The organism is Rhizobium sp. GCM10022189 (assembly GCF_042656325.1).
GTDB lineage: Bacteria > Pseudomonadota > Alphaproteobacteria > Rhizobiales > Rhizobiaceae > Rhizobium.
The window spans coordinates 383807-404373 of sequence record NZ_JBHSOR010000049.1 but is presented as its reverse complement, the minus strand read 5'-3'; the positions used below and the strand labels follow the sequence as shown (position 1 = coordinate 404373).

18 protein-coding genes and 1 tRNA gene are annotated in these 20567 nt (G+C 63.0%); 10 read left to right on the top strand and 9 right to left on the bottom strand.

Annotated features, from left to right (window positions below; all coding sequences use genetic code 11):
- Nucleotides 1–26: 26 nt before the first annotated feature.
- Nucleotides 27–632, top strand: a complete 606-nt coding sequence (locus ACFPWW_RS23070; RefSeq protein ID WP_112754833.1) for an RNA polymerase sigma factor — start codon at nucleotides 27–29, stop codon at nucleotides 630–632.
- Entirely contained in the window at nucleotides 629–1423 is a 795-nt protein-coding gene (locus ACFPWW_RS23065; protein ID WP_377313337.1) for an anti-sigma factor family protein, read from the top strand. The genes ACFPWW_RS23070 and ACFPWW_RS23065 overlap by 4 nt, the downstream gene beginning before the upstream one ends.
- A 30-nt stretch (nucleotides 1424–1453) precedes the next feature.
- Here the strand turns inward: ACFPWW_RS23065 and ACFPWW_RS23060 are convergent, their stop codons facing one another.
- The 4 genes from ACFPWW_RS23060 to ACFPWW_RS23045 form a co-directional block, all read right to left on the bottom strand.
- Nucleotides 1454–2110 (bottom strand): hypothetical protein, encoded by a 657-nt coding sequence (locus ACFPWW_RS23060; RefSeq protein ID WP_377313335.1) that lies wholly within the window; start codon nucleotides 2108–2110, stop codon nucleotides 1454–1456.
- Between the two features lie 292 nt (nucleotides 2111–2402).
- Nucleotides 2403–2960, bottom strand: a complete 558-nt coding sequence (locus ACFPWW_RS23055; protein WP_112570926.1) for a hypothetical protein — start codon at nucleotides 2958–2960, stop codon at nucleotides 2403–2405.
- Nucleotides 2961–3052: 92 nt separating this feature from the next.
- Nucleotides 3053–6475 (bottom strand): DEAD/DEAH box helicase, encoded by a 3423-nt coding sequence (locus ACFPWW_RS23050; RefSeq protein WP_377313333.1) that lies wholly within the window; start codon nucleotides 6473–6475, stop codon nucleotides 3053–3055.
- A gap of 126 nt (nucleotides 6476–6601) precedes the next feature.
- Nucleotides 6602–6675 (bottom strand) — tRNA-Gln (locus tag ACFPWW_RS23045).
- A 245-nt stretch (nucleotides 6676–6920) separates the two neighbouring features.
- On the opposite strand from ACFPWW_RS23045, the gene ACFPWW_RS23040 reads away from it, so the two are divergent.
- Together ACFPWW_RS23040 and ACFPWW_RS23035 are read left to right on the top strand one after the other, a co-directional pair.
- Nucleotides 6921–8474 (top strand): Ppx/GppA phosphatase family protein, encoded by a 1554-nt coding sequence (locus ACFPWW_RS23040; RefSeq protein WP_377313331.1) that lies wholly within the window; start codon nucleotides 6921–6923, stop codon nucleotides 8472–8474.
- A gap of 2 nt (nucleotides 8475–8476) precedes the next feature.
- Nucleotides 8477–9181, top strand: a complete 705-nt coding sequence (locus ACFPWW_RS23035) for an RlmE family RNA methyltransferase (protein WP_112570938.1) — start codon at nucleotides 8477–8479, stop codon at nucleotides 9179–9181.
- 27 nt (nucleotides 9182–9208) lie between these two features.
- Here the strand turns inward: ACFPWW_RS23035 and ACFPWW_RS23030 are convergent, their stop codons facing one another.
- Entirely contained in the window at nucleotides 9209–10630 is a 1422-nt protein-coding gene (locus ACFPWW_RS23030) for a DHA2 family efflux MFS transporter permease subunit (RefSeq protein ID WP_112759318.1), read from the bottom strand.
- A gap of 558 nt (nucleotides 10631–11188) precedes the next feature.
- Between ACFPWW_RS23030 and guaB the strand changes: the two genes are divergently transcribed.
- The 5 genes from guaB (at nucleotide 11189) to ACFPWW_RS23005 (ending at nucleotide 15782) form a co-directional block, all read left to right on the top strand.
- Nucleotides 11189–12673: an IMP dehydrogenase gene (gene guaB, locus ACFPWW_RS23025; RefSeq protein ID WP_112570942.1), complete on the top strand. Its 1485-nt coding sequence runs from the start codon at nucleotides 11189–11191 to the stop codon at nucleotides 12671–12673.
- A 2-nt stretch (nucleotides 12674–12675) separates the two neighbouring features.
- Entirely contained in the window at nucleotides 12676–13224 is a 549-nt protein-coding gene (locus ACFPWW_RS23020; RefSeq protein WP_112570944.1) for a hypothetical protein, read from the top strand.
- Between the two features lie 261 nt (nucleotides 13225–13485).
- The gene (locus tag ACFPWW_RS23015) at nucleotides 13486–13902 is read left to right on the top strand and encodes an MAPEG family protein (protein ID WP_112570948.1); all 417 of its coding nucleotides are present in this window, start codon (nucleotides 13486–13488) and stop codon (nucleotides 13900–13902) included.
- A 104-nt stretch (nucleotides 13903–14006) separates the two neighbouring features.
- Nucleotides 14007–14882, top strand: coding sequence for a dienelactone hydrolase family protein (locus ACFPWW_RS23010; RefSeq protein ID WP_377313328.1), 876 nt, complete (start codon nucleotides 14007–14009; stop codon nucleotides 14880–14882).
- 258 nt (nucleotides 14883–15140) lie between these two features.
- A complete protein-coding gene (locus tag ACFPWW_RS23005) occupies nucleotides 15141–15782 on the top strand; it encodes a TetR family transcriptional regulator (RefSeq protein ID WP_377313326.1) in 642 nt (213 codons plus the stop codon).
- Between the two features lie 6 nt (nucleotides 15783–15788).
- Here ACFPWW_RS23005 and ACFPWW_RS23000 read toward each other — a convergent pair whose 3' ends face one another.
- Entirely contained in the window at nucleotides 15789–16748 is a 960-nt protein-coding gene (locus ACFPWW_RS23000; protein WP_112571053.1) for a LysR substrate-binding domain-containing protein, read from the bottom strand.
- A gap of 206 nt (nucleotides 16749–16954) precedes the next feature.
- Here ACFPWW_RS23000 and ACFPWW_RS22995 point away from each other — a divergent pair, with 206 nt between their 5' ends.
- Nucleotides 16955–17254, top strand: a complete 300-nt coding sequence (locus ACFPWW_RS22995) for a DUF1127 domain-containing protein (RefSeq protein ID WP_377313324.1) — start codon at nucleotides 16955–16957, stop codon at nucleotides 17252–17254.
- 85 nt (nucleotides 17255–17339) lie between these two features.
- Here ACFPWW_RS22995 and ACFPWW_RS22990 read toward each other — a convergent pair whose 3' ends face one another.
- From ACFPWW_RS22990 to ACFPWW_RS22980, 3 genes are all read right to left on the bottom strand, one after another.
- Complete coding sequence (locus tag ACFPWW_RS22990; protein WP_377313322.1) at nucleotides 17340–18215, bottom strand: DUF937 domain-containing protein; 876 nt, start codon at nucleotides 18213–18215, stop codon at nucleotides 17340–17342.
- Nucleotides 18216–18309: 94 nt separating this feature from the next.
- The gene (locus ACFPWW_RS22985; RefSeq protein WP_112704649.1) at nucleotides 18310–19683 is read right to left on the bottom strand and encodes a glutamate--cysteine ligase; all 1374 of its coding nucleotides are present in this window, start codon (nucleotides 19681–19683) and stop codon (nucleotides 18310–18312) included.
- 143 nt (nucleotides 19684–19826) lie between these two features.
- Nucleotides 19827–20564, bottom strand: a complete 738-nt coding sequence (locus ACFPWW_RS22980) for a 16S rRNA (uracil(1498)-N(3))-methyltransferase (RefSeq protein ID WP_377313320.1) — start codon at nucleotides 20562–20564, stop codon at nucleotides 19827–19829.
- Nucleotides 20565–20567 lie beyond the last annotated feature (3 nt).

Here is a 20567-nt window from a genome sequence, read left to right as displayed (position 1 = left end):
CAGGGTTGATTGAAGGATATTTCCGGATGTCGGTCGCACACACCGCATTTCCTGCCTATAGTCACGCCCGAACGGAATCGCCGGCGCCGCCGGCGGTTCCCAGGCAGCAGATACGCGCGGAGGCGGCCATCGCGAGCGAGGCGGATATCAGGAGAGGCCTGACGGAACATCTGTCCCGTCTCTGGCGCTACGGCCTCGTCCTTTCGCACCAGCGCGATGTGGCCGACGATCTTGTGCAGGCGACATGCCTTCGCGCGCTGGAAAGGGCCGAGCAGTTCGTGGCCGGCACCAGGCTCGACCGCTGGCTGTTTTCGATCCTGCATTCGATCTGGCTGAACGAGATCCGTGCGCGGCGCGTGCGCCAGGGCCAGGGCTTCGTCGATGCGGATGAAACGCTGACCTTCGACGGCGCCCGCGACACCGAAACGCATGTCATGGCCAACCAGGTCTTGAAACAGGTGAACGCGCTGCCGGAGGCGCAGCGTTCGGCGGTTTTCCTCGCCTATGTGGAAGGGCTTTCCTATCGCGAGGTCGCCGCCATACTGGATGTTCCGATCGGCACCGTGATGAGCCGGCTGGCAGCCGCCCGCGCGAAGCTCTCCGAGACCGTATCGGCAGGGGGATTTGAATGAGCACGAAGCACATAATGCCCTCCGACGAGGAACTGACCGCCTTCATCGACGGTGAGCTTGGCCCCGAAGACACAGCCCGCATCGAGGCGCTGATCGGCACTGACGAAGCCGTGGCCGAGCGGCTGGAATTCCTGGCCCGCGCCGACCTGCCGTACAGGGAAGCCTTTGCGCCGCTGCTTGACGCCGCCCCGCAGGCGAAGCTCGAATTCATGCTGTCGGCCATTCCGGTCCCGCAGCCGGCAAGGCCGGCGGTCTTTGCCAGCCGCCGCGGTTTCCTCGGCGCGCTTGCCGCTTCGCTCGTTGTCGGCATTGCCGTCGATCGCGCCGTGATCGGCCTCGGCACCAGGCTTTCGGGCAGGGACGAAAACGGCGAATGGCGCGCCGTCGTCGCCGAATATATCTCGCTCTATACGCCGGAAACCTTGGCCGGTCCCGTACCATCGGCTGAAGTGCAGGCAACCCAGCTTGCCCGCCTCGACACCACCCTCGGCCTGCAGCTCTCGCCGGAACAGGTCGCCTTGCCGGATGTCGATTTCAAGCGCGCGCAGATCCTGCAATATGACGGCAAGCCGCTTGCCCAGATCGCCTATCTCGACCCGGAGACCGGCCCCATGGCGCTCTGCATCGTCGCCTCCGGTGCCGGTCCCAAGGCGCCCGATATAGAGGGCCGCAAGGGCATGAATGTCGTCTACTGGTCGAGCGCCACCCACGCCTTCATGCTCATCGGCCACGCGCCCGTCGACCGGATGACTGAGATCGCCGACGCGGTACGAAGCAAGATTTCCGTCTAGGCATGACGAGAGGGGCCATGCCCCGATCCGTCAGTTCACGGCGCTCGCAAGCCGAAAGCCTGCCTGCGACACGCTTCCGGTTGCGGCCGGCGGCTCGGCATTCACCTGGATAATGCCGGATGCTCTCGGCTTGAAGGCCGGGTGAGGCGTCTTCGCGGGCAGAGGCGCACTCGCCGCCTTGCCTGGCGAGCAATTGCCTGACGTGCTGCTCTCGACATGCGGCTTGCCGTTACCGGTGCTGAAGTAGCGGAGGCTGCGCGTGCACACGCCGTCGCCGGATATGGTCGAGACCATCGAATAGCCCTGCACGCCGGCAGGAAGCCCGGTGAGCCCGATCGTTGCCGGATCGCGAGGCGGGGCCTGCATCATCGTGTCGGCCTGCTGCAGCATGGCGGCAGCCTCGCGATCCATCGCCGCGGATATGCGGTCCAGATCGGCAAAGGGCGCCGCAGGCCAGAACGGATCGAAGAGGCCGGGCGCCGGATCCGGCTCGCCGTCGATACGGATCTGCGGCACCTGGTTGCCGGCATAGCGGATGCGCTCGAGCGAGCCATCGGGCAGGCGCACGACGAGCATATGGGTATCGGTGGATTTGTGGGAGACGGTCTGGGCTGCCGAGGGGCCGGCAAAGCCTGCGGCGGCAATGACGGCAGCGCCCATGAGAGATGCGATACGACGTTTTTGCACAATGACCTCCTGAAAGGGGAAGAACACCATCCAACAGCCCGCCTCTCGATAAGGACGGCGGGCGAAATGGATGATCATTGCGGCGGAGGCCGAATTTGTGGCGCGCTGCTGCGGCGTGGCGACGCAGAATGCGGGGTTTGCAAGCAGGTCGCGCAAAAGTGTTCAGCGGTTTTGCGGCAAAGACCTGCGTGGAATGAGAGCAGGTCGCGCAAAAGTGTTCGGCGGTCTTGCGGCAAGGACCCACGTGAGAAAGCGAAGACGTGCCGACCGATCCGGGGGATCGCGACAGGATTCAGAACGGCTGGGTCTTGTCGGAAACCGGTCTGGCCTGATTGGCAGGCACGAGCCGGTTCAGGCAATTGACATAGGTCGTATACATCTGCTGGAGCCGCGACAGCGGCACCACCCACTTCTCTTCATTTCCCGAAAAATCGAGCTCCATGTCCGGCGTGCCGACAAAGGAGTTCTTGAGGATCTTTTTGATCTGCGCGACACCGGTCTTGCCGTCGGCCGGCAGAATGCGAAGCGTCTTGCCGTCGAAGGCTTCGGCGGCAACCGCCTTGGTGCCGGAATAGCCGACGAGCGTTACCTTGGTCGCAGTACCTGCCGGGATATCCCAGCCGTCTTTCGAGACCAGCCACATGACGTTGTCGAGGCTCTGCCGGAATTCGACCGTCTTTCCAAGCTCGTCGTCCCAGACCAGCCGGCAATAGGACGGCTTCTCGCCGACAAACCCGACCGCCCATTGCCGGGCTTCGCCCATCCATTCCGTCTCGCCCGGCACCGCTTCGCTCCGGGCCGCCACCGGGACGAGAAGTGCCGCCAGCAATATCGCAGAAAAGGTCTTCATGGCTCGAATCGCCTCCAGGAGTTGGGCCGATTCTAGCGGCGGAAAGTTGAGGTTTTGCTACTGGGCGGCCGCCGGCACGGGTTGCCGGCACGCTAAAATGATCCATCTCGCCGCGCGCTCGTTTCGACGACCGGCGGTGCCGATCGCAGCGCGTGCAGAAAATCCTGCGCACTGACGGGCTCGAGAGCGCCGGCAACCTCTCTGAAATACCGCATCGTTTCCCAAAAGCCTCTGTCCCCGACGATATGAAAACGTCGCTGGGCGCGTGTCAGGGCCACGTTCAGCAGGTTGGGCTTCGAAGAAGCCCAGGCGGCAGCGCCGGCATGCTCCCTGTCGGCGCCGAGCACCATGAAGACGGTGTCCCTTTCCTTGCCCTGGAAAGTATGAACAGTCCCGATCCTGTCCTTCAGCCACTTCTTCAGTTGCGGAGGCGAGGTGCGGGAGCCGGCCGCATCGATCCACACAGCCCTTTCCAGCGCCGTCTTCAGCGCATTCTTGATCTCCTTGAACGGGGAAATGACGTAGAGGTCCGGCAGCACCCCGTCCCGGCGGTAGGTTGCGGTCAGGACATCGACGACGAAGTCGATCTGTTCGGGAACACGCTGCCGGCCGACAACCTTGCCCCTGACGTCGATCCAGACGCTGTCGCCATAAAAGGGCGAAGCGTCACCGGCCGGCTGCCGCTCCTTCAATCCGAATACCATCTTGTCCCGATAGGCGATCCGATTGGCGATGGAGAACATCGGGTCGATGCAGCGGCGATGCACTCGGAGCGGGCTGCCGATCCAAAGCCCGTTGCCATCCTCCGACGGCAAGGCCGTTCCATAGCGGTTTGCCGCGTCGGCAAGTGTTTGCACGGATGCATGGTTGGGCGAATAGGTCTCCGTCCTTGTGTGCGGCGACAGGCGGCAGAGTGACCGAATGAGGGCGCCGGGCAGGGTGAAGACCGGCTCGATCTGCAGGGGGTCGCCGATCGCCATCAGGCGGCGTGCGCGCATCAGGGCGCCGACGGCAGCCTGCGGCACGGCCTGGCCGGCCTCATCGACGAAGACCCAGCCGATCGAAGCCGGTCCGAGGCCGACGAACTGACGGGCAAGCGAGGCAAACGTCGTCGAAATGACGGGAACGATCATGAAGAGGCTCTGCCATATGGGCAGGACGCCGGCTGCGTCGTCAGGAACATTTCCCGAAAGCAGCTTCGTGATCGCCACGATATTTCCGCCGAAACCTCCGCCCGGCTTGCTGACCTCCGCCAGCCATGCCTCATGCAGTGTCAATGCCTCTTCCAGCAAGGTGGAGCGCAGGTCGGCCAGCCTGTCGGAGTGCCAGAGCCCCTCGATCTGCAAACGGTCGGTTTCCAGATCGTCAAGGTCTACGGGCAGGGCCGGCCCGCCCAACCTCTGCCGCAGCTCTTCGAACCTTGCGGATTTTTCATCCCAGGCTTTCTGTCTGGCGTTCAGGTCCCTTTTGGCCCGCTCGCGCTCCTGCAGAGCCTTCTCCAGGGCGGGCCGGTGCTTACCCGCAAGATCTCGTTCGCAGCCGCCGAGCGTCCGGCGCAGCGCGATCTGCTCCCGGGCATTCGACTTGATATTTTTCCTGTGCTCCTGGTTGTCGCTGCTGGGCAGCATCCTTTTCCACCAGGCCGGCGTCGAACGGTCGAGAAGCCGCTCCTCTTCCTTGAGCCGGGCCAATTCGGCGCGGATGGCAAGGAGTTGAGACTCGGCTGCGGCATACCGATCCTGAGCCAGCAGAACTGCGGCCTCCGCAGTCTCCACGGCTTTACGCGCCGGGCCACAGAAGGCATCGGGGGACGTCGTGGCGATTTCACCATGGAGATCGGCAAGCTGCCCGTATTCGTCGATCATCGAGCGAACCGCCTCGTCGGCGTCGCGAAAACGACGGCCTGCTTCGGCAAATGTCGGTCCGCTGTAACTGGTCCGCCACTCCCAGATCGTCTGCGGCATGTCCGGGCCGGACCAGCCGGGCTTCGCCTTGTCCTTGTCTTTGGCCGGCATGAAGGCGAAGCGCTCCTTGAACGCGCGCCGGTTCCCGCTCTTTCCGAGCGCGCAGGCGATCAGTCCCCATGGGCGGGTTTCATCGTCAAGGGCGGTGAAGCTGCCATTGTCTTTCTGTGCGGCGATCTTGTGGGCAACGCTCTGCAAATAGCCGAACGACTTGCCTTTCGTGATCGAGCTTTGCTTCGGAAGGTCGCGCGATATGTTCTCGACCGCCGTGTTGTTGGAGGAAGCAACGACCATTTCGAAGCCGGTAAGGCTGGTATCCAGGTTCGATATCGACGCCTCGCTGCCATCCCTGAAACGGATCTTTCGCGATGCGTCGTCAAAGGCATCCCGCGCCGTTCTCAAAGCGGCGAGGGCGCGCGCCCGCCGCACGATATTGTCCGCGAATATGTCGCGCAGCAGCGTGGTTTTGCCGGTCCCAGGAGGGCCGTTGACCGAAAATAGCCCCGTGTCCGAGAGGGTTTCCAGGGCGGTATTGATTGCGAATTGCTGCATCAGGCTCATGGCATGATGGGTTTCCGCGAGCCAGCGTCCGGTATTGAGGTTCCGCGGATGCAGCGACCGGATGAGGGCGCGGCGGCCCGCTTCCGTGTAGAGGTCGATCCGGGCACCGGGCGCAAGCGGCGTCAAGTATCGCCTCAGCGGTTCGGGCACGGCGCCGCTGCGAACGCAGTCCATCGCCCGCTCGATATCCTCGATGAAGAAACTGTTCAAAATCCCGATTTCCTGGTCGGGCGTGATGTCTTCTTCGTCATGGTCGTCGTCGCCGGCCGCGCCGTGCTCCGGCGGCGCAGGCAGGAGCTTTACCGTCGGTTTCGACGGCTTGTCCCTATAGCGGATTTCGACAAGCGCGATCGGCTTGCCGCTATCGGGCACGAAGCCGGCCCATTCGCACAGCAAAGCATGAAGGGCAAGGATCTCAGCCGGCGCGAGCGGCTGGTTGTCGCCTTCCTCGGAAGGCTGATGGGACAGGCGGCGCTGGGCCTGGAAATTTCCAAGCAATTCCTGCAGGCGCTTTTTGCCGTCGGCGAATGCTTCCGAACTGAGGGCCGCAAGCCCATGTTCGCGGATTTGCCCAAGTGCCCAGGGCAGAGTCGAGATGGAAAACGTCTGGAAAATCGGATTGCCGTGCGGATCGAGCTCCAGGCTTGCAAAGCAGGTGTCTCCATCCAGGTCGCCTCGCTCCGCATCCTCGAAGTCCGCCATGCCGCCGGCAGGGCTAGCAAAGTTCCTGCTGGCCCTCGTCGTCTCCGATTTGCTGAAAACGCCAAGGAATAGCGTAAGCCCGGTGATCTCCTTGTGCTCGGGGACGACAGGCCGTCGCACGGCGGCACTGTCATCCTCGAGCGTTTCGGCATGCAGCCAAAACGCCGTCCTGTTTTCATCGCCCGCCGCCCGCCTGGAGAGATCGTAAGGGATGAAGAATTCGATCTTGTGCCAGAGGTCCAGGATCGCCAGCAGCCGCTCGCCTTCGCTACCTGTGGGAATCTGCATGGCGTCTCTCTGAGCGGATATATTCGCTAGGTTTTCTATCAACGATGACCCGTCCGGAAAAGCCGGCAATGTTGCGGCCTCGGCGTCAGGATCCGGCGAATAGTATCAGCAAGAGAGTTGAGGAGTTGGCTGGGGAACCTGGATTCGAACCAAGATCGACGGAGTCAGAGTCCGCTGTTCTACCATTGAACTATTCCCCAGCAGCTGCGAACCGCACCGGTTCGGCTGGTGTGCGGCGCTTATAAACAAAAGCGGGCGGAATGCAAATACCCGTTTTGAAAAAATTCCATCCTGCCAATCCGGGTGAAAATTGAACGGCTAAAATCCGGAATCAAAAAGAATTTGGTGATTTCGTCGCTCGCTGATATTCTCGCGCCAACGCAAAAATCGAATGAGCGCCTGCTGCATACCTTTCCGGACTTGCGCGGCGCGGTGGAAAACGAACGTGGAAGACCCCGAGGGCGGCGCAAAGCCGCAATTTGACGGGGCGTCGGCGGCAGGGCGCAGGGACGGCAAGAAGTCCAGGCGCCGCAAGGGCAAGCGCGGCGGGCAATCCCGCAGCGCCGCTCATCCCGCTTCGCATGATCTTGCCGGCCATGCCGGCGAGGCTGCGCGCCCGAAGGACGATCCGGAAAGCCCGGCCCGTAAGCGCAAGCGCCGCCGTCGTGGTGGGCGTGGTGCATCTCAATCCGATAGTTCCGCCCCGTCGCAGCCCGTGGTTCAGGCCGCCGGTCACGGTCAAGCTCCGCGCCCGGAGGGTGATTCGTCCTCCAGCCGCCGCAACCGGCGCAAACATCGCAGCAAGCGCGGCCTGCAGGGCCGGCCGCTGGCTCCCGTGCAGGCGCCGCCGTCCGCGCGGCCGGAGCAGCGCGCCGAAGCCCCTTCGCGCGCTCTGCTCCGCGAGGGGCAGGATGCCGATGCGGGCCATCGCCGAAACCGCCAGCCGGGTCATGACGAGGAGCGGGCCGCCGGCGATCATCCCTGGCCGGACGAACTTTATGCCGCGCTCGATCTCGGCACCAACAATTGCCGCCTGCTGATCGCCCAGCCGACGCGCCCCGGCCAGTTTCGCGTCGTCGATGCCTTCTCGCGCATCGTGCGTCTCGGCGAGGGGCTTGCCGCCAGCGGCAGGCTGTCCGACGAGGCGATGGAGCGCGCGATCGATGCGCTTCGCATCTGCGCCTCCAAGCTTCGCAACCGCGAAATCCGCCGCATGCGGCTGATCGCCACCGAAGCCTGCCGGCAGGCGGCCAATGGCGAGGAATTCCTGCAGCGGGTCGTGACCGAGACCGGGCTGGAACTGGAAATCATCGACCGGGAGACCGAGGCGCGGCTGGCCGTTTCCGGCTGCTCGTCGCTGGTCGGGCGCGAGGCGCGCTCCGTCGTGCTGTTCGATATCGGCGGCGGCTCCTCGGAAATCGCCGTCATCCGCATCGGCGACAACCGCTTCGCCCGCCTCGCCAACCACATCACCCACTGGACCTCGCTTCCCGTCGGCGTGGTCACGCTGTCGGAACGCCATGGCGGCCGCGATGTGACGCCCGATGTTTTCGAGGGCATGGTGCGCGAAGTCGCCGGCATGCTGTCGGCGTTCGATTGCCCGGAAATCGAAATTGCCGAGGATGGCGATTTCCATCTGATCGGCACCTCGGGCACGGTGACGACGCTTGCCGGCGTGCATCTTGACCTGCCGCGTTACGATCGCCGCAAGGTCGACGGCATATGGCTGTCGGATGACGAGGTCTCCGCCATGCAGGCGAAGCTTCTTTCCTGGAATTTCGAAAGCCGCGCCGCCAATCCCTGTATCGGGCCGGACCGCGCCGATCTGGTTCTGGCCGGCTGCGCCATTCTGGAGGCGATCCGCCGCCGCTGGCCGAGCCCGCGCATGCGGGTTGCCGATCGCGGCTTGAGGGAAGGGCTGCTCACCGACATGATGGCCGATGACGGTGTGTGGCGGCGGCACCGCAGCCGCCGCGGCCAGCGGGGTAACAAGGGGTAGGCATGACCAAGGCACCGATCGGCCGCAAGCTCGGCCAGCGCGTCAAGAAGAAGAAGCTGAAGGCTTCCTCCCGCCAGTGGCTGCAGCGCCATATCAACGATCCCTATGTGCAGCGCGCGCAGCTCGAAGGCTATCGCGCCCGCGCGGCTTTCAAGCTGCTGGAGATCGACGAGAAATACAACATCCTGAAGGGCGCCAAGCGCATCATCGACCTGGGCGCCGCGCCCGGCAGCTGGTCGCAGATCGCCGCCAAGGTGACGGGGTCGACGGACGAGGATATCCGCGTGGCCGCGATCGACTTTCTGGAAATGGCGCAGCTTCCGGGCGTGAAGATCCTCCAGCTCGATTTTCTCGATCCTACCGCACCCGAAAAGCTGATGGAGGCCGTCGGCGGCACGCCCGATCTGGTGATTTCCGATATGGCCGCCCCCACGACCGGCCACCACCGCACAGACCATCTGCGCACCATGCATCTTTGCGAGGTCGCCGCCCATTTCGCGATCGAAGTGCTGGGCGAGGGCGGGCATTTCCTCGCCAAGACCTTTCAGGGCGGCACCGAGCGCGATCTGCTCGCCATGCTGAAACAGCATTTCCGCCAGGTCGTGCATGTCAAGCCGGCCTCGTCGCGCGCCGAATCGGTGGAAATGTTCCTGCTGGCGAAAGGCTTCAAGGGCCGCAAGGCCGAAGCGGCGCCCGAGAGCGCCTGATCTGTTCGCAAGGCAGAAGAGCGGCCTTTATTTGACCGGTTGCTGTTCGGCATTGATCGCCGGCGGCACCTGCTTGGCGCGGTGGCCGGAAACGGAGGCCCCGGCATCCTTGGCCATGCGCACAAAGGGGATGGTGGCAAGCACCGTCAGGCCGGCAATGACGAAGAAGGCGATGTGGAAATCGACGATCTGCAGCTCGGCGCCGCGCAGATAGATCGACGTTTCCAGGATCGAGGCGGCAACGGCAACGCCGAGCGCGAGGCTCACCTGCTGCATGACGGAGGCCATGGAGGTCGCCTGGCTTGCCTGTGCATCGTCGATATCGGCAAAGGCCAGCGCGTTGACGCCGGTGAACATGAAGGAGCGCGAGAAGCCGCCGAGCAGCAGCACGCCGATGATGAGCAGATGTGGCGTGTCCGGCGTGAAGAGGCCGGTAACGGCTGTGACGACCGTCGTCACCGCGCCGGCGCACAGAAGCGTGGTGCGGAACCCGATCGCCTTGTAGACGCGGCGCGCGATGAACTTTGTGGTAATGGCGCCGATCGCGCCGGAAAAGGTGATCAGGCCGGACTGGAAGGGCGTCAGCCCGAAGCCGAGCTGCAGCATCAGCGGCGTCAGGAAAGGCATGGCGCCGACGCAGATGCGAAACAGCGTGCCGCCGCTGGTCGAGGCGCGGAAGGTCGAATTCTTGAACAGGTTCAGGTCGAGAATCGGCGTCGGATAGCGCCTGGCATGGCGCACGTAAAGCACGCCGCAGATGATGCCGATGGCCGTGGCCGAGATGCCGATGATCGGCGGCAGCGCCGGAAGGCTGACGACCGACAGGCCGAAGACGACGCCGGCAGCGGCAAGGCTGGTCAGGATGAAACCGTTGAAATCGAGCTTCGGCGGTGCTGTGGCCTCGATTTCCGGCAGGAAGATGGTCGCCAGCCACACGCCGATGACGCCGACCGGCACGTTGATCAGGAAGATCCAGTGCCAGCTGAAATAGGTGGTGATGAAGCCGCCGAGCGGCGGGCCGGCAAGCGGGCCGACAAGGGCGGGAATCGTCAAGAGCGCCATGGCCGAAACCAGTTCGCTCTTCTGCGTGGTGCGCACCAGCACGAGGCGCCCGACCGGCGTCATCATCGCGCCGCCCATGCCCTGCAGGAAGCGCGCGAAGACGAATTCGACGAGGCTGGAGGAGAAGGCGCAGAAGATGGAGCCGACGACGAAGACGCAGATCGCTAGGCGGAAGATTTTCTTGGCGCCGAAACGGTCGGCCATCCAGCCGCTGATGGGAATGAACACCGCCAGCGCCACCATATAGGACGTGAGCGCCAGTTTCAGGGTGATTGGCCCGACATGCAGATCGGCCGCGATGGCCGGCAGGGCCGTCGAGATCACGGTCGAATCCATCTGTTCCATGAAAAGGGCAACAGCAAGGATCAGGGGGACAATGCGGTTCATAGGCGATCGCCTTGATGGGGGCGGAAAGGGCGCGGAAGGCCCGTGCTGTGTAGTCCCAGTTGTCGGCTGTGCCAATCCCCCAATCGGGTTCCATTACAAGTTTGAATCACGACTGCGTGAGACGGCTTGCTCGACACTTTCGCCTCTCATGATTGACATATGCTTACCTGGCCGGGGCCAGAAATCGACCGGATCCTATCGGTGGGCGTGCTGCGACGCACCGCACAGGGTCGAGCATGGATATGCCGTTCCCTTCGGTCGGTTTCGTCGAGAAGCAGGGGACCGGTTATCGCTTCGTGCCGAAGACCTGTCAGTTCGACATTTGAACCAGGCATGTCGCGCAAAACTGCGCAGCGGTTTTGCGGCAACGATATGCGGCACGTTCAATCTGCATAGCTGCCATACCGAGCCCGGCGGCCAGCCGGGCTATTTTGCTATTTCCTTCCTGTCATAGACGTGTTACCAGCCCTCGCCAACTTCCATAAACTCATGCACACCGCCGGTGCGGACGATTCGTACCGGGTGGGGCGCATTTTTCTTTCTTGAAGGAATTTGGCCATGGCTCGCATCATAGAAACGCCGACCGGACTGGACGCACTCACCTTCGACGACGTGCTGCTGCAACCCGGTCATTCCGAAGTCCTCCCCGGCCAGACGAGTGTCGCAACCCGCATCGCCCCCGACTTCGAACTGAATATCCCGATCATCTCGGCCGCGATGGATACCGTCACCGAAGGCCGGCTGGCGATCGCCATGGCCCAGGCCGGCGGCCTCGGCGTCATCCACAAGAACCTGACGCCGGCCGAACAGGCCGAGCAGGTTCGCCAGGTCAAGAAGTTCGAAAGCGGCATGGTCGTCAATCCCGTGACGATCGGCCCGGACGCCACCCTTGCCGATGCGCTGGCGCTGATGAAGATGCACGGCATATCCGGCATCCCGGTCGTCGAGAAGTCCGGCCGCCTCGTCGGCATCCTGACCAATCGCGACGTGCGCTTTGCTTCCGATCCCAAGCAGAAGATCTACGAACTCATGACCCGCGAAAATCTCGTGACGGTCAAGGAAAGCGTCGATCAGCAGGAGGCCAAGCGGCTGCTGCACGCCCACCGCATCGAGAAGCTGCTGGTGGTGGATGGCGAAGGCCGTTGCGTCGGTCTCATCACCGTCAAGGACATCGAAAAGGCGCAGCTGAACCCGAACGCCTCCAAGGATGCGCAGGGCCGCCTGCGGGCCGCCGCTGCCGTCGGCGTCGGTGAGGATGGTTTCGAGCGTGCCGAGCGTCTGATCGATGCCGGCGTCGACCTGCTCGTCGTCGATACCGCCCACGGTCATTCGGCCCGCGTTCTCGAAGCGGTCGGCCGCGTCAAGAAGCTTTCCAATTCCGTTCGCATCATGGCCGGCAATGTCGCGACTTATGACGGCACCAAGGCGCTGATCGATGCCGGCGCCGACGCCGTCAAGGTCGGTATCGGACCGGGCTCGATCTGCACGACGCGCGTCGTTGCCGGCGTCGGCGTTCCCCAGCTTGCCGCCATCATGTCGGCGGTCGAGGCCGCGAAGGCGCAGGACATTCCTGTCATCGCCGATGGCGGCATCAAGTTCTCGGGCGACGTGGCCAAGGCCATCGCTTCGGGCGCCTCCGCCGTCATGGTCGGCTCGCTGCTTGCCGGCACGGACGAAAGCCCGGGTGAGGTCTATCTCTACCAGGGCCGCTCCTTCAAGGCCTATCGCGGCATGGGCTCCGTCGGCGCCATGGCGCGCGGCTCGGCGGACCGTTACTTCCAGGCGGAAGTGCGCGACACGCTGAAGCTGGTGCCGGAAGGCATCGAAGGCCAGGTTCCCTACAAGGGTCCGGTTTCCGGCGTGCTGCATCAGCTCGCCGGCGGCCTCAAGGCGGCCATGGGCTATGTCGGCGGCAAGGACATCAAGGAGTTCCAGGACCGCGCCACCTTCGTGCGCATCTCCAGCGCCGGCCTGCGCGAAAGCCATCCGCATGACGTGACGATCACCCGCGAAAGCCCGAACTATCCGGGCGTCGGCGTCTGACCATGAAGGCGGGCAGCGCAATTCCGTTGTGGATCATCGCGCTGCTCGCCGCCCTCTGCCTCGTCGTCCTCGGCTGGACGACCTTCGGCTTCACCATGCCCTTCGAGCATGAGACGGGCCAGGCGGTACTCGACACCTATTTCGCCGGTTACGACGAATCCGCCGTCTTCGATATGCAGGCGCTGCTCGATCAGAACGAGACGGCCAGCCGCATTCTCCGGGCCATGTATTTCGGTCCGGAACTCGTCTTTCCCGCCCTTTTGACGGCACTTCTGTTTCTGATTTTCCTGCGGCTCGGGCCGATCGAGACATGGCGCGGCCGCCAGGCGCCCCGCCTGCTCGGGCGCATCACCTATCTCCTGCCTTTCATCTACGGCTTTGCGGATTACAGCGAAAACATCTCGAGCCTCCTTGCCTTCAGCGACAGCGGTGCTGCAGGCATTGCGGCGCAAATCCTGCCGTGGATGACCAAGCTGAAATTCGCAAGCCTTGCCGTCTGCGCCATTCTGATCGTGCGCGGCGCGCTTCTTGGCGGTTCGCGCGAAGGCTGATCGGTTGCTGCATTTTCCTTTTGCGCAATTGCCGGCGCAGGGCCGCTGCACATCTTTGCCGGAATGGCTCTGCTGTGGCCAGCGCCACGCCGGCTGCGAGAGCCGTGCCGCAAGGAAATCCCCGCCTGCGAACATTCGAGCTTCATCGCCGGCGCCGAAATCTTCGCCGCTGGTGGCATCGCCGCAGGCCGCCTTGGCTCTGGCATCGGTCCGGTCTTTCCGCTACTGCTCCCCGCTGTCGCCAAAGGAGAGGAATGATCGATGACCGGCTATGAGATGTTCTGGCCTCTGCTTGCCCATGTCCTGCTGGTCTATATCCTTTACGGCCTGCTCGGCCTGCGCCGAGGCAAGGACGTCCGCGAGGGGCGGATGCAGAAATCCGGTTACCGCGAAAACCGCGACGAGCCGGTCGAAAGTCTCTTCGTCAAGAACAGCCTGGCCAACCAGTTCGAGCTGCCGGTGCTTTTCTATGCCTGCAGCATTCTTCTTTATATTACCGAGGCCGATAATCTCGTCGCCGTCCTGCTTGCCTGGCTGTTCGTCGCTCTGCGCTATGCGCATGCCTATGTGCATGTCACCAGCAACGACCTGCGCTACCGCAGCCCGCTTTTCGCCGCCGGTTTCGTCGTGCTCGCCGCCATGTGGGCCTGGCTTGCCGGCTGGATGCTGTTCTCCTGATCCGAACGCGTCCGGTAACGGAGTTTTGTTCCTGCGTTATCGGCCGCTGACCTATGTTCTCCCATGCCGATTGGGCATGGGGTAGGGAACAGAGGAGGTCTGTCATGGAAAAGCCCGTCATTACACAGGCGATGATCAACGCCTATGATGAATATACGCATCTGACGCTCGATCGCCGCAGTTTCATGGACAAGCTCACCAAGCTTGCCGGTTCGGCAACCGCGGCTGCGGCAATCGCGCCGCTGCTTGCCGCCAACAAGGCCGCCGCCGAGGTCGTCGCCGAAAACGACGATCGTCTGACCGGGCAGGATATTATCTACCCCGGCAGCGGCGGGGACATGAAAGGCTATCTGGTGCAGCCGAAGGACGCGTCCGGCAAGCTCGGCGCCGTCATCGTTATCCATGAAAACCGCGGCCTCAACCCGCATATCCGCGATGTCGCCCGCCGCATGGCGCTTGAAGGCTTCGTGGCACTTGCTCCCGATTTCCTGTCGCCGCAGGGCGGCACGCCTCAGAATGAGGATCAGGCGCGCGAAATGTTCAGCAAGCTCGATGCGGCCACGGTTGCCGCCAATGGCGAGGCGACGGTCGCCTACCTTTCCAAACTCGATGCGGCCAACGGTAATGTCGGCGCGATCGGCTTCTGCTGGGGCGGCGGTGCGGTCAACAATCTCGCCACCAAGTCGCCGGAACTGAGAGCGGGCGTTGCCTACTACGGCGCCCAGCCGCCGGCTGCGGAGGTCCCCAATATCAAGGCGGCGCTCTTGCTCCACTATGCCGGCCTCGACGACCGCATCAATGCCGGCATCGATGCCTTCCGGAAGGCGCTGGAGGAGAATGGTAAAAAATTCGAGATCTACGTCTATGACGGCGTCAACCACGCCTTCAACAACGATACGTCGGCTGCCCGCTACGACAAGGCGGCAGCCGAACTCGCCTGGAGCCGCACGGTCGCGTTTCTGAAACAGAACCTTGCCTGAGCCGGGCTTTCGCCCTGCGCAGCAAGGCGGCGGACCCGGCCGACAGGTACCGGGCCGCCTTGCTGAACAAAGTGCTAAGAGCAGTTTTCACACAGACCAAAACGGGGTGTAACGCCCCGTTTTCCATGGGCTCTTGCCATTGCCTAAAATCCGACCATTTCCATTTACGACGGATGAAGACCTGCATGTCATATCGGCCCGACGCGCCGGTATGACACATTGCCTCCGTCGCTCAATAACAAGACAGATGGGAACCACATGGACGCGGACATTTCGGATCGCATTGCTCTTCGCAGGAAGCCGAAACAGGAGCGGAGCATCCAGCGGCTGGATCTGATCCTCAACGCCGCCGCCGCCATCATCGCGGAAAAGGGCGTCAGCGCCATGCGGATGACCGAGCTTGCGGTCGCCGCAAAAGTTCCGATCGGTTCGGTCTATCAATATTTCCCGGAGAAGGCGGCGATCGTCAAAGCGCTGTTCGACCGTCATGCCCAGGCGATCCAGCAGAAGACGGCGGAAATGTTCGCCGACGTCCAGTCCTTCGACGAAGCGCTCGACCTGATCTCCGCAATGATCGACTGGTACTATGCCGAATACCGCAACGATGCCGCCTATCTCGGCGTCTGGATGGGCACGGAGACGGATCAGGATCTCCTGCGCCTGAATATCGAGCACAGCGGCCATGTCGCCGAGATATTCCAGGAAGCCGTGCGCCGCCTGGCGCCGGAATTCTGCGACGAACAAATGAAAGCGCGCACCTACCTGTTCAGTCACCTGATCGGTGCGGCCGTCCGTCTTGCGGTATTGAGCGAAAACGGCTTCGGCGAGAATATTCTCAAGGAATGGAAGCGCGTGATCCGCGCTTCCCTCTTTGCTCCAACGTCCGTTTCGGCGGCTTGAAACCGCCTACCAGCTCGGCATCATACTCGCCGCAGCCTTGAGCCGCGGATAGTGGCGGGCGTAACCCGTCTTCATATCGTGCTCCAGCCCGTCCTCGATGACGGTCGGCGTGATATTGTCGAGGCAGGCGGTGATATGCGCCGTAATCGCATTCATCAGCGACAGCGAAACGCCGGGCCGCTTCATGATGCCGATCTGGACCGGCGGCAGCGCCGGGAAACCGTCTGCCTGGCTCAAGACCTTCATGCCCGTGCGCAGCGCCGATTCCGGCATGACCGAAACCGCCATGCCGGCAAGTACGGCCGAGGCGACCACGGTGCAGGACCAGCTCGTGAACAGGACCTGATACTCGCGGCCGACCGCATCGAGCGCGGAGCAGGCAAGCTGGCGCCACTGGCAGTCGCGCCGGCCGACGGCCAGCGGCACCGGAGCGTCGTCCCGGATCGGATGGTTGGCGGAACTGACCCAGCAGAGCGGCTCCGTGCGCACCACATCCGAAATGCGCTCGCGCGGATTGTGCGTCACAAGCGCGATATCGAGCTCGCCCTTGTGCATGCGTTCGGCCAGATCCACCGAAGGCTCGCAGACGATGTAGAGCTCGACGTTCGGATGCGTCTTGGCAAATCGCCCGATGATCTCGGGCATATAACGATCGGCGTAATCGTCTGGCGTGCCGATGCGCAGCGTGCCTTCCAGCCGGTTGTCATCGAAGGCGGCAATCGCCTCGTTGTTCAGGCGGATGATGCGGCGCGCATAGTTGAGCAGCTTCTCGCCCTCCACCGTCAGCCGGTTGCCGCGGCCGTCCTTGATGAAGAGCTGCTTGCCGATGCGCTCTTCCAGCCGCCGCATCTGCATGGAGACGGCGGACTGTGTCTTGTAGACCTTGTCGGCGGCCTTGGTGAAGCTGCCGGAGTCCACGATTGCGATGAAGGTCTGCAACTGGTCGATATCAAGAGGCGCCGACATGATCTTGTCCATCCATAAAGATCGCTGATGCTAATCATTAGAAACATTCGTTGGACTGATCAATACTCCTTTGGCATCTTCGGGATGCAAATCAAGCAAAGTGAAGGACAGACACCCTGCCTGTCCGCCCTGTGACCGGCTTGACCCTTCCTGCACGACCTCGCAGGCGGGGTGGGCTGTTCTGCGCCCGAAGAAAGGAGAGTTCGATGCGCACTCATGAACAGACACTAGAACTCGACTGCGGCAAGCTCGCCCCGACGTTCACCCGGCGTCTCATGGCCGCTTTCGCGCCGCTGGCAACCGCTCTTCGCATTCTGCGCAATCGTTCGCAGGTGAACGGGCTGCACGAGCTCGATGATTATCAGTTGCGCGATATCGGCCTGACGCGGGCCGACGTCACCTCCGCATTCCTGGCTTCGACCTTCTTTGAAGATCCGTCGGAGCATCTGACGCAGGCGGCCAAGCGCCGCTGGCGTATCGCGCTCACGCGCCCCTACAGGGGCTGAGCGCACGCGTTTCCCCGCAGGGTGATAGCCAATAGCCCTGCCGCTTGACCCGGTGATCGGCTTTCCCAGCCATCTCCGGGTTTTTTTATTTCCTGGCCGTGGAAGAGGGGGCTTCGGGGGAGGGCGTGGATTTCGGCCGGTAGGCCTCGAAAATCGCTTCGAGGCTCTTCTGATAGCCCTTCTGCACTTCGAGACCGCTGTCGAACATCGTATTCAGCATCTGCGCATAACTGTCGTTTTCGGCCTTGCGCTCTTCCTTCGGCGGCTCGGCAGCCTTGGCCGCGGGCTGCTGAAGGTTTGCCATCATGTCCTGGAATGCCCTGGCGAAGGGATTGTCGAGGAAGGGATTGGCCGGCTCAGGCTGAGGCTCCGGCTTCGGCACGCTGAACATCAGCTGCATGGCCTGCGTGAACGGATTATCGAAGATGCTGGGTTCGGGTGCCGCCTTCGGCTTCGGCGCAAAGCCGGTGCTCTCCAGCCATTTCTGGATCGTCTCGCCCATGGCGGTATTGACGAACGGGTTGACCGGCGAGGCCATCTGTCCCGTCGACTGCTTGAAAAGCCCGCCCATCAGCGTGCCGGCCATGACCGGCAGCATCTGCTTGTAGATCTCCTGGCCGATGCCGGTCATCTGCGCGGCCTGCGCGGCGACGGCGCGCGAGACCTCCTTGGAACCGAAGACCTGGGAAAGAATGGTGTTGCCGTCGGAAATGCCCTCGGGCGTGAAGGCCTTGCTCATGTCCTCGAAATATTTGGCATAATTGCCGGAGGCCACCGCCTGCATCAGGCCCGCGAAATCGTAAGGGTTGGCCGTGCTGCGCTTGAGGCCGGCGGAAAAAGCCGGCATCAGTGCCGCCATCGCCTTCGTCGCCTGTTCCTGGGCGAGGTTGAACTGTTTGGCGATGGCATCCATCGCCGCCCCGTTCTGCGCCTGCATCATCATGTCGAAAAGCGGCAGCATAAGAGTCCCTTTCCCGAGTCGTGGCGCATGTTCGCGCCACTATAGCTCGAAAAGGCAATGCGCAAACGGCTTTTTGGAAAGGGCCTGTTGCCTCTTAATATTGATATTCCTGGAAAACCGGCTCGACCGAGCCGTTCCAGCGGCCGTGATAGAGCGCCAGCAGATCCTCGGCAAGCGTCGCCTTCTTGGCGAGAACCTCGTCGAGCGGCGCCAGGAAGACGCTCTCGTCGACACCCTCGCCGTTCAGCCTGTTGCGCGCCTTGAGGCCGGCGCGGGAAATATTGACGACCTCGCGCGCCGTCTCGATCAGCTGGTGGCCGCGGAAGCTGGCTTTCAGGCCTTCTTCCGGCACGGCGTTGCGCAGCGCGTTGACCTCGTCGAAACGCCAGTCCTTCGTCAGCAAATCGGCCGCTTCGAGGGCGGCGTCGTCATAGAGCAGGCCGACCCAGAAGGCCGGCAGCGCACAGATGCGCCGCCACGGACCGCCGTCCGCACCGCGCATTTCCAGGAAACGTTTCAGGCGCACATCCGGAAAGAGCGTCGAAAGATGGTTCGTCCAGTCGCCCATCGTCGGCTCGTAAGCGGCGATCTCGCCCTTCAGCGCGCCGTTCATGAATTGCCGGAAGGTGACATGGGTCGCCTTGTGATAGTGGCCGTCGCGCATGACGAAATACATGGGCACGTCGAGCGCCCATTCGGCATAGTCCTTGAAGCCGAAATCGTCGCGGAAGGTGAAGTCCAGGAGGCCGCTGCGCTGGTTGTCCACGTCGCGCCAGACATCGCCGCGCCAGGAGAACATGCCGTTCGGCCTGCCTTCGGTGAAGGGAGAGGACGCGAAAAGCGCTGTTGCCAGCGACTGCAGTTTCATCGAGACGCGCATCTTGCGGCGCATGTCGTCTTCCGAGGAGAAATCGAGATTCACTTGGATCGTGCAGGTGCGGTACATCATGTCGAGGCCGCGTGTGCCGACCTCGGGCATGTAGTTGGTCATGATCTCGTAGCGGGATTTCGGCATATGCGGGGTTTCCGCATAGGTCCATTTCGGGCTGCCGCCGATGCCGAGGAAGCCGATGCCCATCGGCTCGGCGATCTCGCGCACCTGCGCCAGGTGCAGGTTGGATTCCTTGCAGGTCTGGTGAATGTTTTCGAGCGGCGCGCCCGAGAGTTCGAACTGGCCGCCGGGCTCGATCGAGATGGCGCCCATGCCGTTCTGCTCGCCGAGACCGATGATGTTGTCGCCGTCCATGATCGGCTCCCAGCCGCTCCTGGCCTGCAGGCCCTTGAGGAGCGCCGAAATGCTGGCCTCGCCGAAATAGGGAACCGGGCTGTTGTCCTTGCGGAAGAAGACGAACTTCTCATGCTCGGTGCCAATGCGGAACCGTTCCTTCGGCTTGTTGCCGGCGGCAAGATAGTCGGTCAGCTCCTGAACCGAAGAGAGCGGCGTCTGGTCGGTAGTGTCGCGAGCCATGAAATTACCTGTATTCGGAAAGCGCCGGGGCCGGGGCAATTGGAAGGGTGATTAGTGCCCAAGTCAGCTAAGTTGCAAGTGAAATTGTTTCAACAGGTCATCAAAAAAATAGCAGCACTTTCCGCGCTATCGGCGTGCGGTAGTCAATTCCAGTCGCCGATGGCAGCCTGTATCACTGCCAGAGCCGCCACAGCCGCCGTATCGGCGCGCAGGATGCGCGGCCCGAGCGGAATGGCGGTCACGAAATCGAGGCTGCGCAGCCGCGCCCGTTCCTCTTCGGAGAAGCCGCCTTCCGGGCCGACGAGCAGCGCGAGCTTCCGTTCGCTCACCTTTGAAAGCAGCGGCAGCGGGTTCTGCCCGGCATCGCCTTCGTCGCAATAGATGATGCGCCGGTCGGCCGGCCAGCGGTCGAGCAGATCGGCAAGCCTGACCGGTTCGGCCACCGCGGGAATGCCGAGCACGCCGCATTGTTCGGCCGCCTCGATGACATTGGCGCGGATCTTGTCAAGATTGGTGATCCTGCCCTGCACATGCTGGGTCATGACCGGCTGCAGCAGGCCGGCGCCCATTTCCACCGCCTTCTGGACCAGATAATCCATGCGGCCGACCTTCAGCGGCGCGAAGAGATAGTGCAGGTCGCAAGGGGCGGGCTGCGGCCGCGTCTCTTCGGTCGCCGTCAGCAGGATGCGCTTGCGCGTCGGGAAGGAAAGGCTCGCCTTCCACTCGCCGTCGCGGCCGTTGAAGACCAGGATTTCCGCGCCCTCTTCCATGCGCAGCACGTTGGCGAGATAGTTGAACTGGTCGGCGCTGGCTTCGACGGCGGCACCCTTCGACAAGGGAGCATCGATGAAAAGCCGCTGCATGCGGAAATTGGCGCGCATCCT

Excerpts from the sequence above, each read along its gene's own strand:
- guaB (WP_112570942.1), top strand. The coding sequence starts at position 11,189 with ATGGCTCGCATCATAGAAACGCCGACCGGACTGGACGCACTCACCTTC.
- ACFPWW_RS22990 (WP_377313322.1), bottom strand. The coding sequence starts at position 18,215 with ATGCTGCCGCTTTTCGACATGATGATGCAGGCGCAGAACGGGGCGGCG.
- ACFPWW_RS23065 (WP_377313337.1), top strand. The coding sequence starts at position 629 with ATGAGCACGAAGCACATAATGCCCTCCGACGAGGAACTGACCGCCTTC.
- ACFPWW_RS23000 (WP_112571053.1), bottom strand. The coding sequence starts at position 16,748 with ATGTCGGCGCCTCTTGATATCGACCAGTTGCAGACCTTCATCGCAATC.
- ACFPWW_RS23005 (WP_377313326.1), top strand. The coding sequence starts at position 15,141 with ATGGACGCGGACATTTCGGATCGCATTGCTCTTCGCAGGAAGCCGAAA.
- ACFPWW_RS23050 (WP_377313333.1), bottom strand. The coding sequence starts at position 6,475 with ATGCAGATTCCCACAGGTAGCGAAGGCGAGCGGCTGCTGGCGATCCTG.
- ACFPWW_RS23015 (WP_112570948.1), top strand. The coding sequence starts at position 13,486 with ATGACCGGCTATGAGATGTTCTGGCCTCTGCTTGCCCATGTCCTGCTG.
- ACFPWW_RS22985 (WP_112704649.1), bottom strand. The coding sequence starts at position 19,683 with ATGGCTCGCGACACTACCGACCAGACGCCGCTCTCTTCGGTTCAGGAG.
- ACFPWW_RS23010 (WP_377313328.1), top strand. The coding sequence starts at position 14,007 with ATGGAAAAGCCCGTCATTACACAGGCGATGATCAACGCCTATGATGAA.
- ACFPWW_RS23055 (WP_112570926.1), bottom strand. The coding sequence starts at position 2,960 with ATGAAGACCTTTTCTGCGATATTGCTGGCGGCACTTCTCGTCCCGGTG.
- ACFPWW_RS22980 (WP_377313320.1), bottom strand. The coding sequence starts at position 20,564 with ATGCGCGCCAATTTCCGCATGCAGCGGCTTTTCATCGATGCTCCCTTG.
- ACFPWW_RS22995 (WP_377313324.1), top strand. The coding sequence starts at position 16,955 with ATGCGCACTCATGAACAGACACTAGAACTCGACTGCGGCAAGCTCGCC.
- ACFPWW_RS23030 (WP_112759318.1), bottom strand. The coding sequence starts at position 10,630 with ATGAACCGCATTGTCCCCCTGATCCTTGCTGTTGCCCTTTTCATGGAA.
- ACFPWW_RS23070 (WP_112754833.1), top strand. The coding sequence starts at position 27 with ATGTCGGTCGCACACACCGCATTTCCTGCCTATAGTCACGCCCGAACG.
- ACFPWW_RS23035 (WP_112570938.1), top strand. The coding sequence starts at position 8,477 with ATGACCAAGGCACCGATCGGCCGCAAGCTCGGCCAGCGCGTCAAGAAG.
- ACFPWW_RS23020 (WP_112570944.1), top strand. The coding sequence starts at position 12,676 with ATGAAGGCGGGCAGCGCAATTCCGTTGTGGATCATCGCGCTGCTCGCC.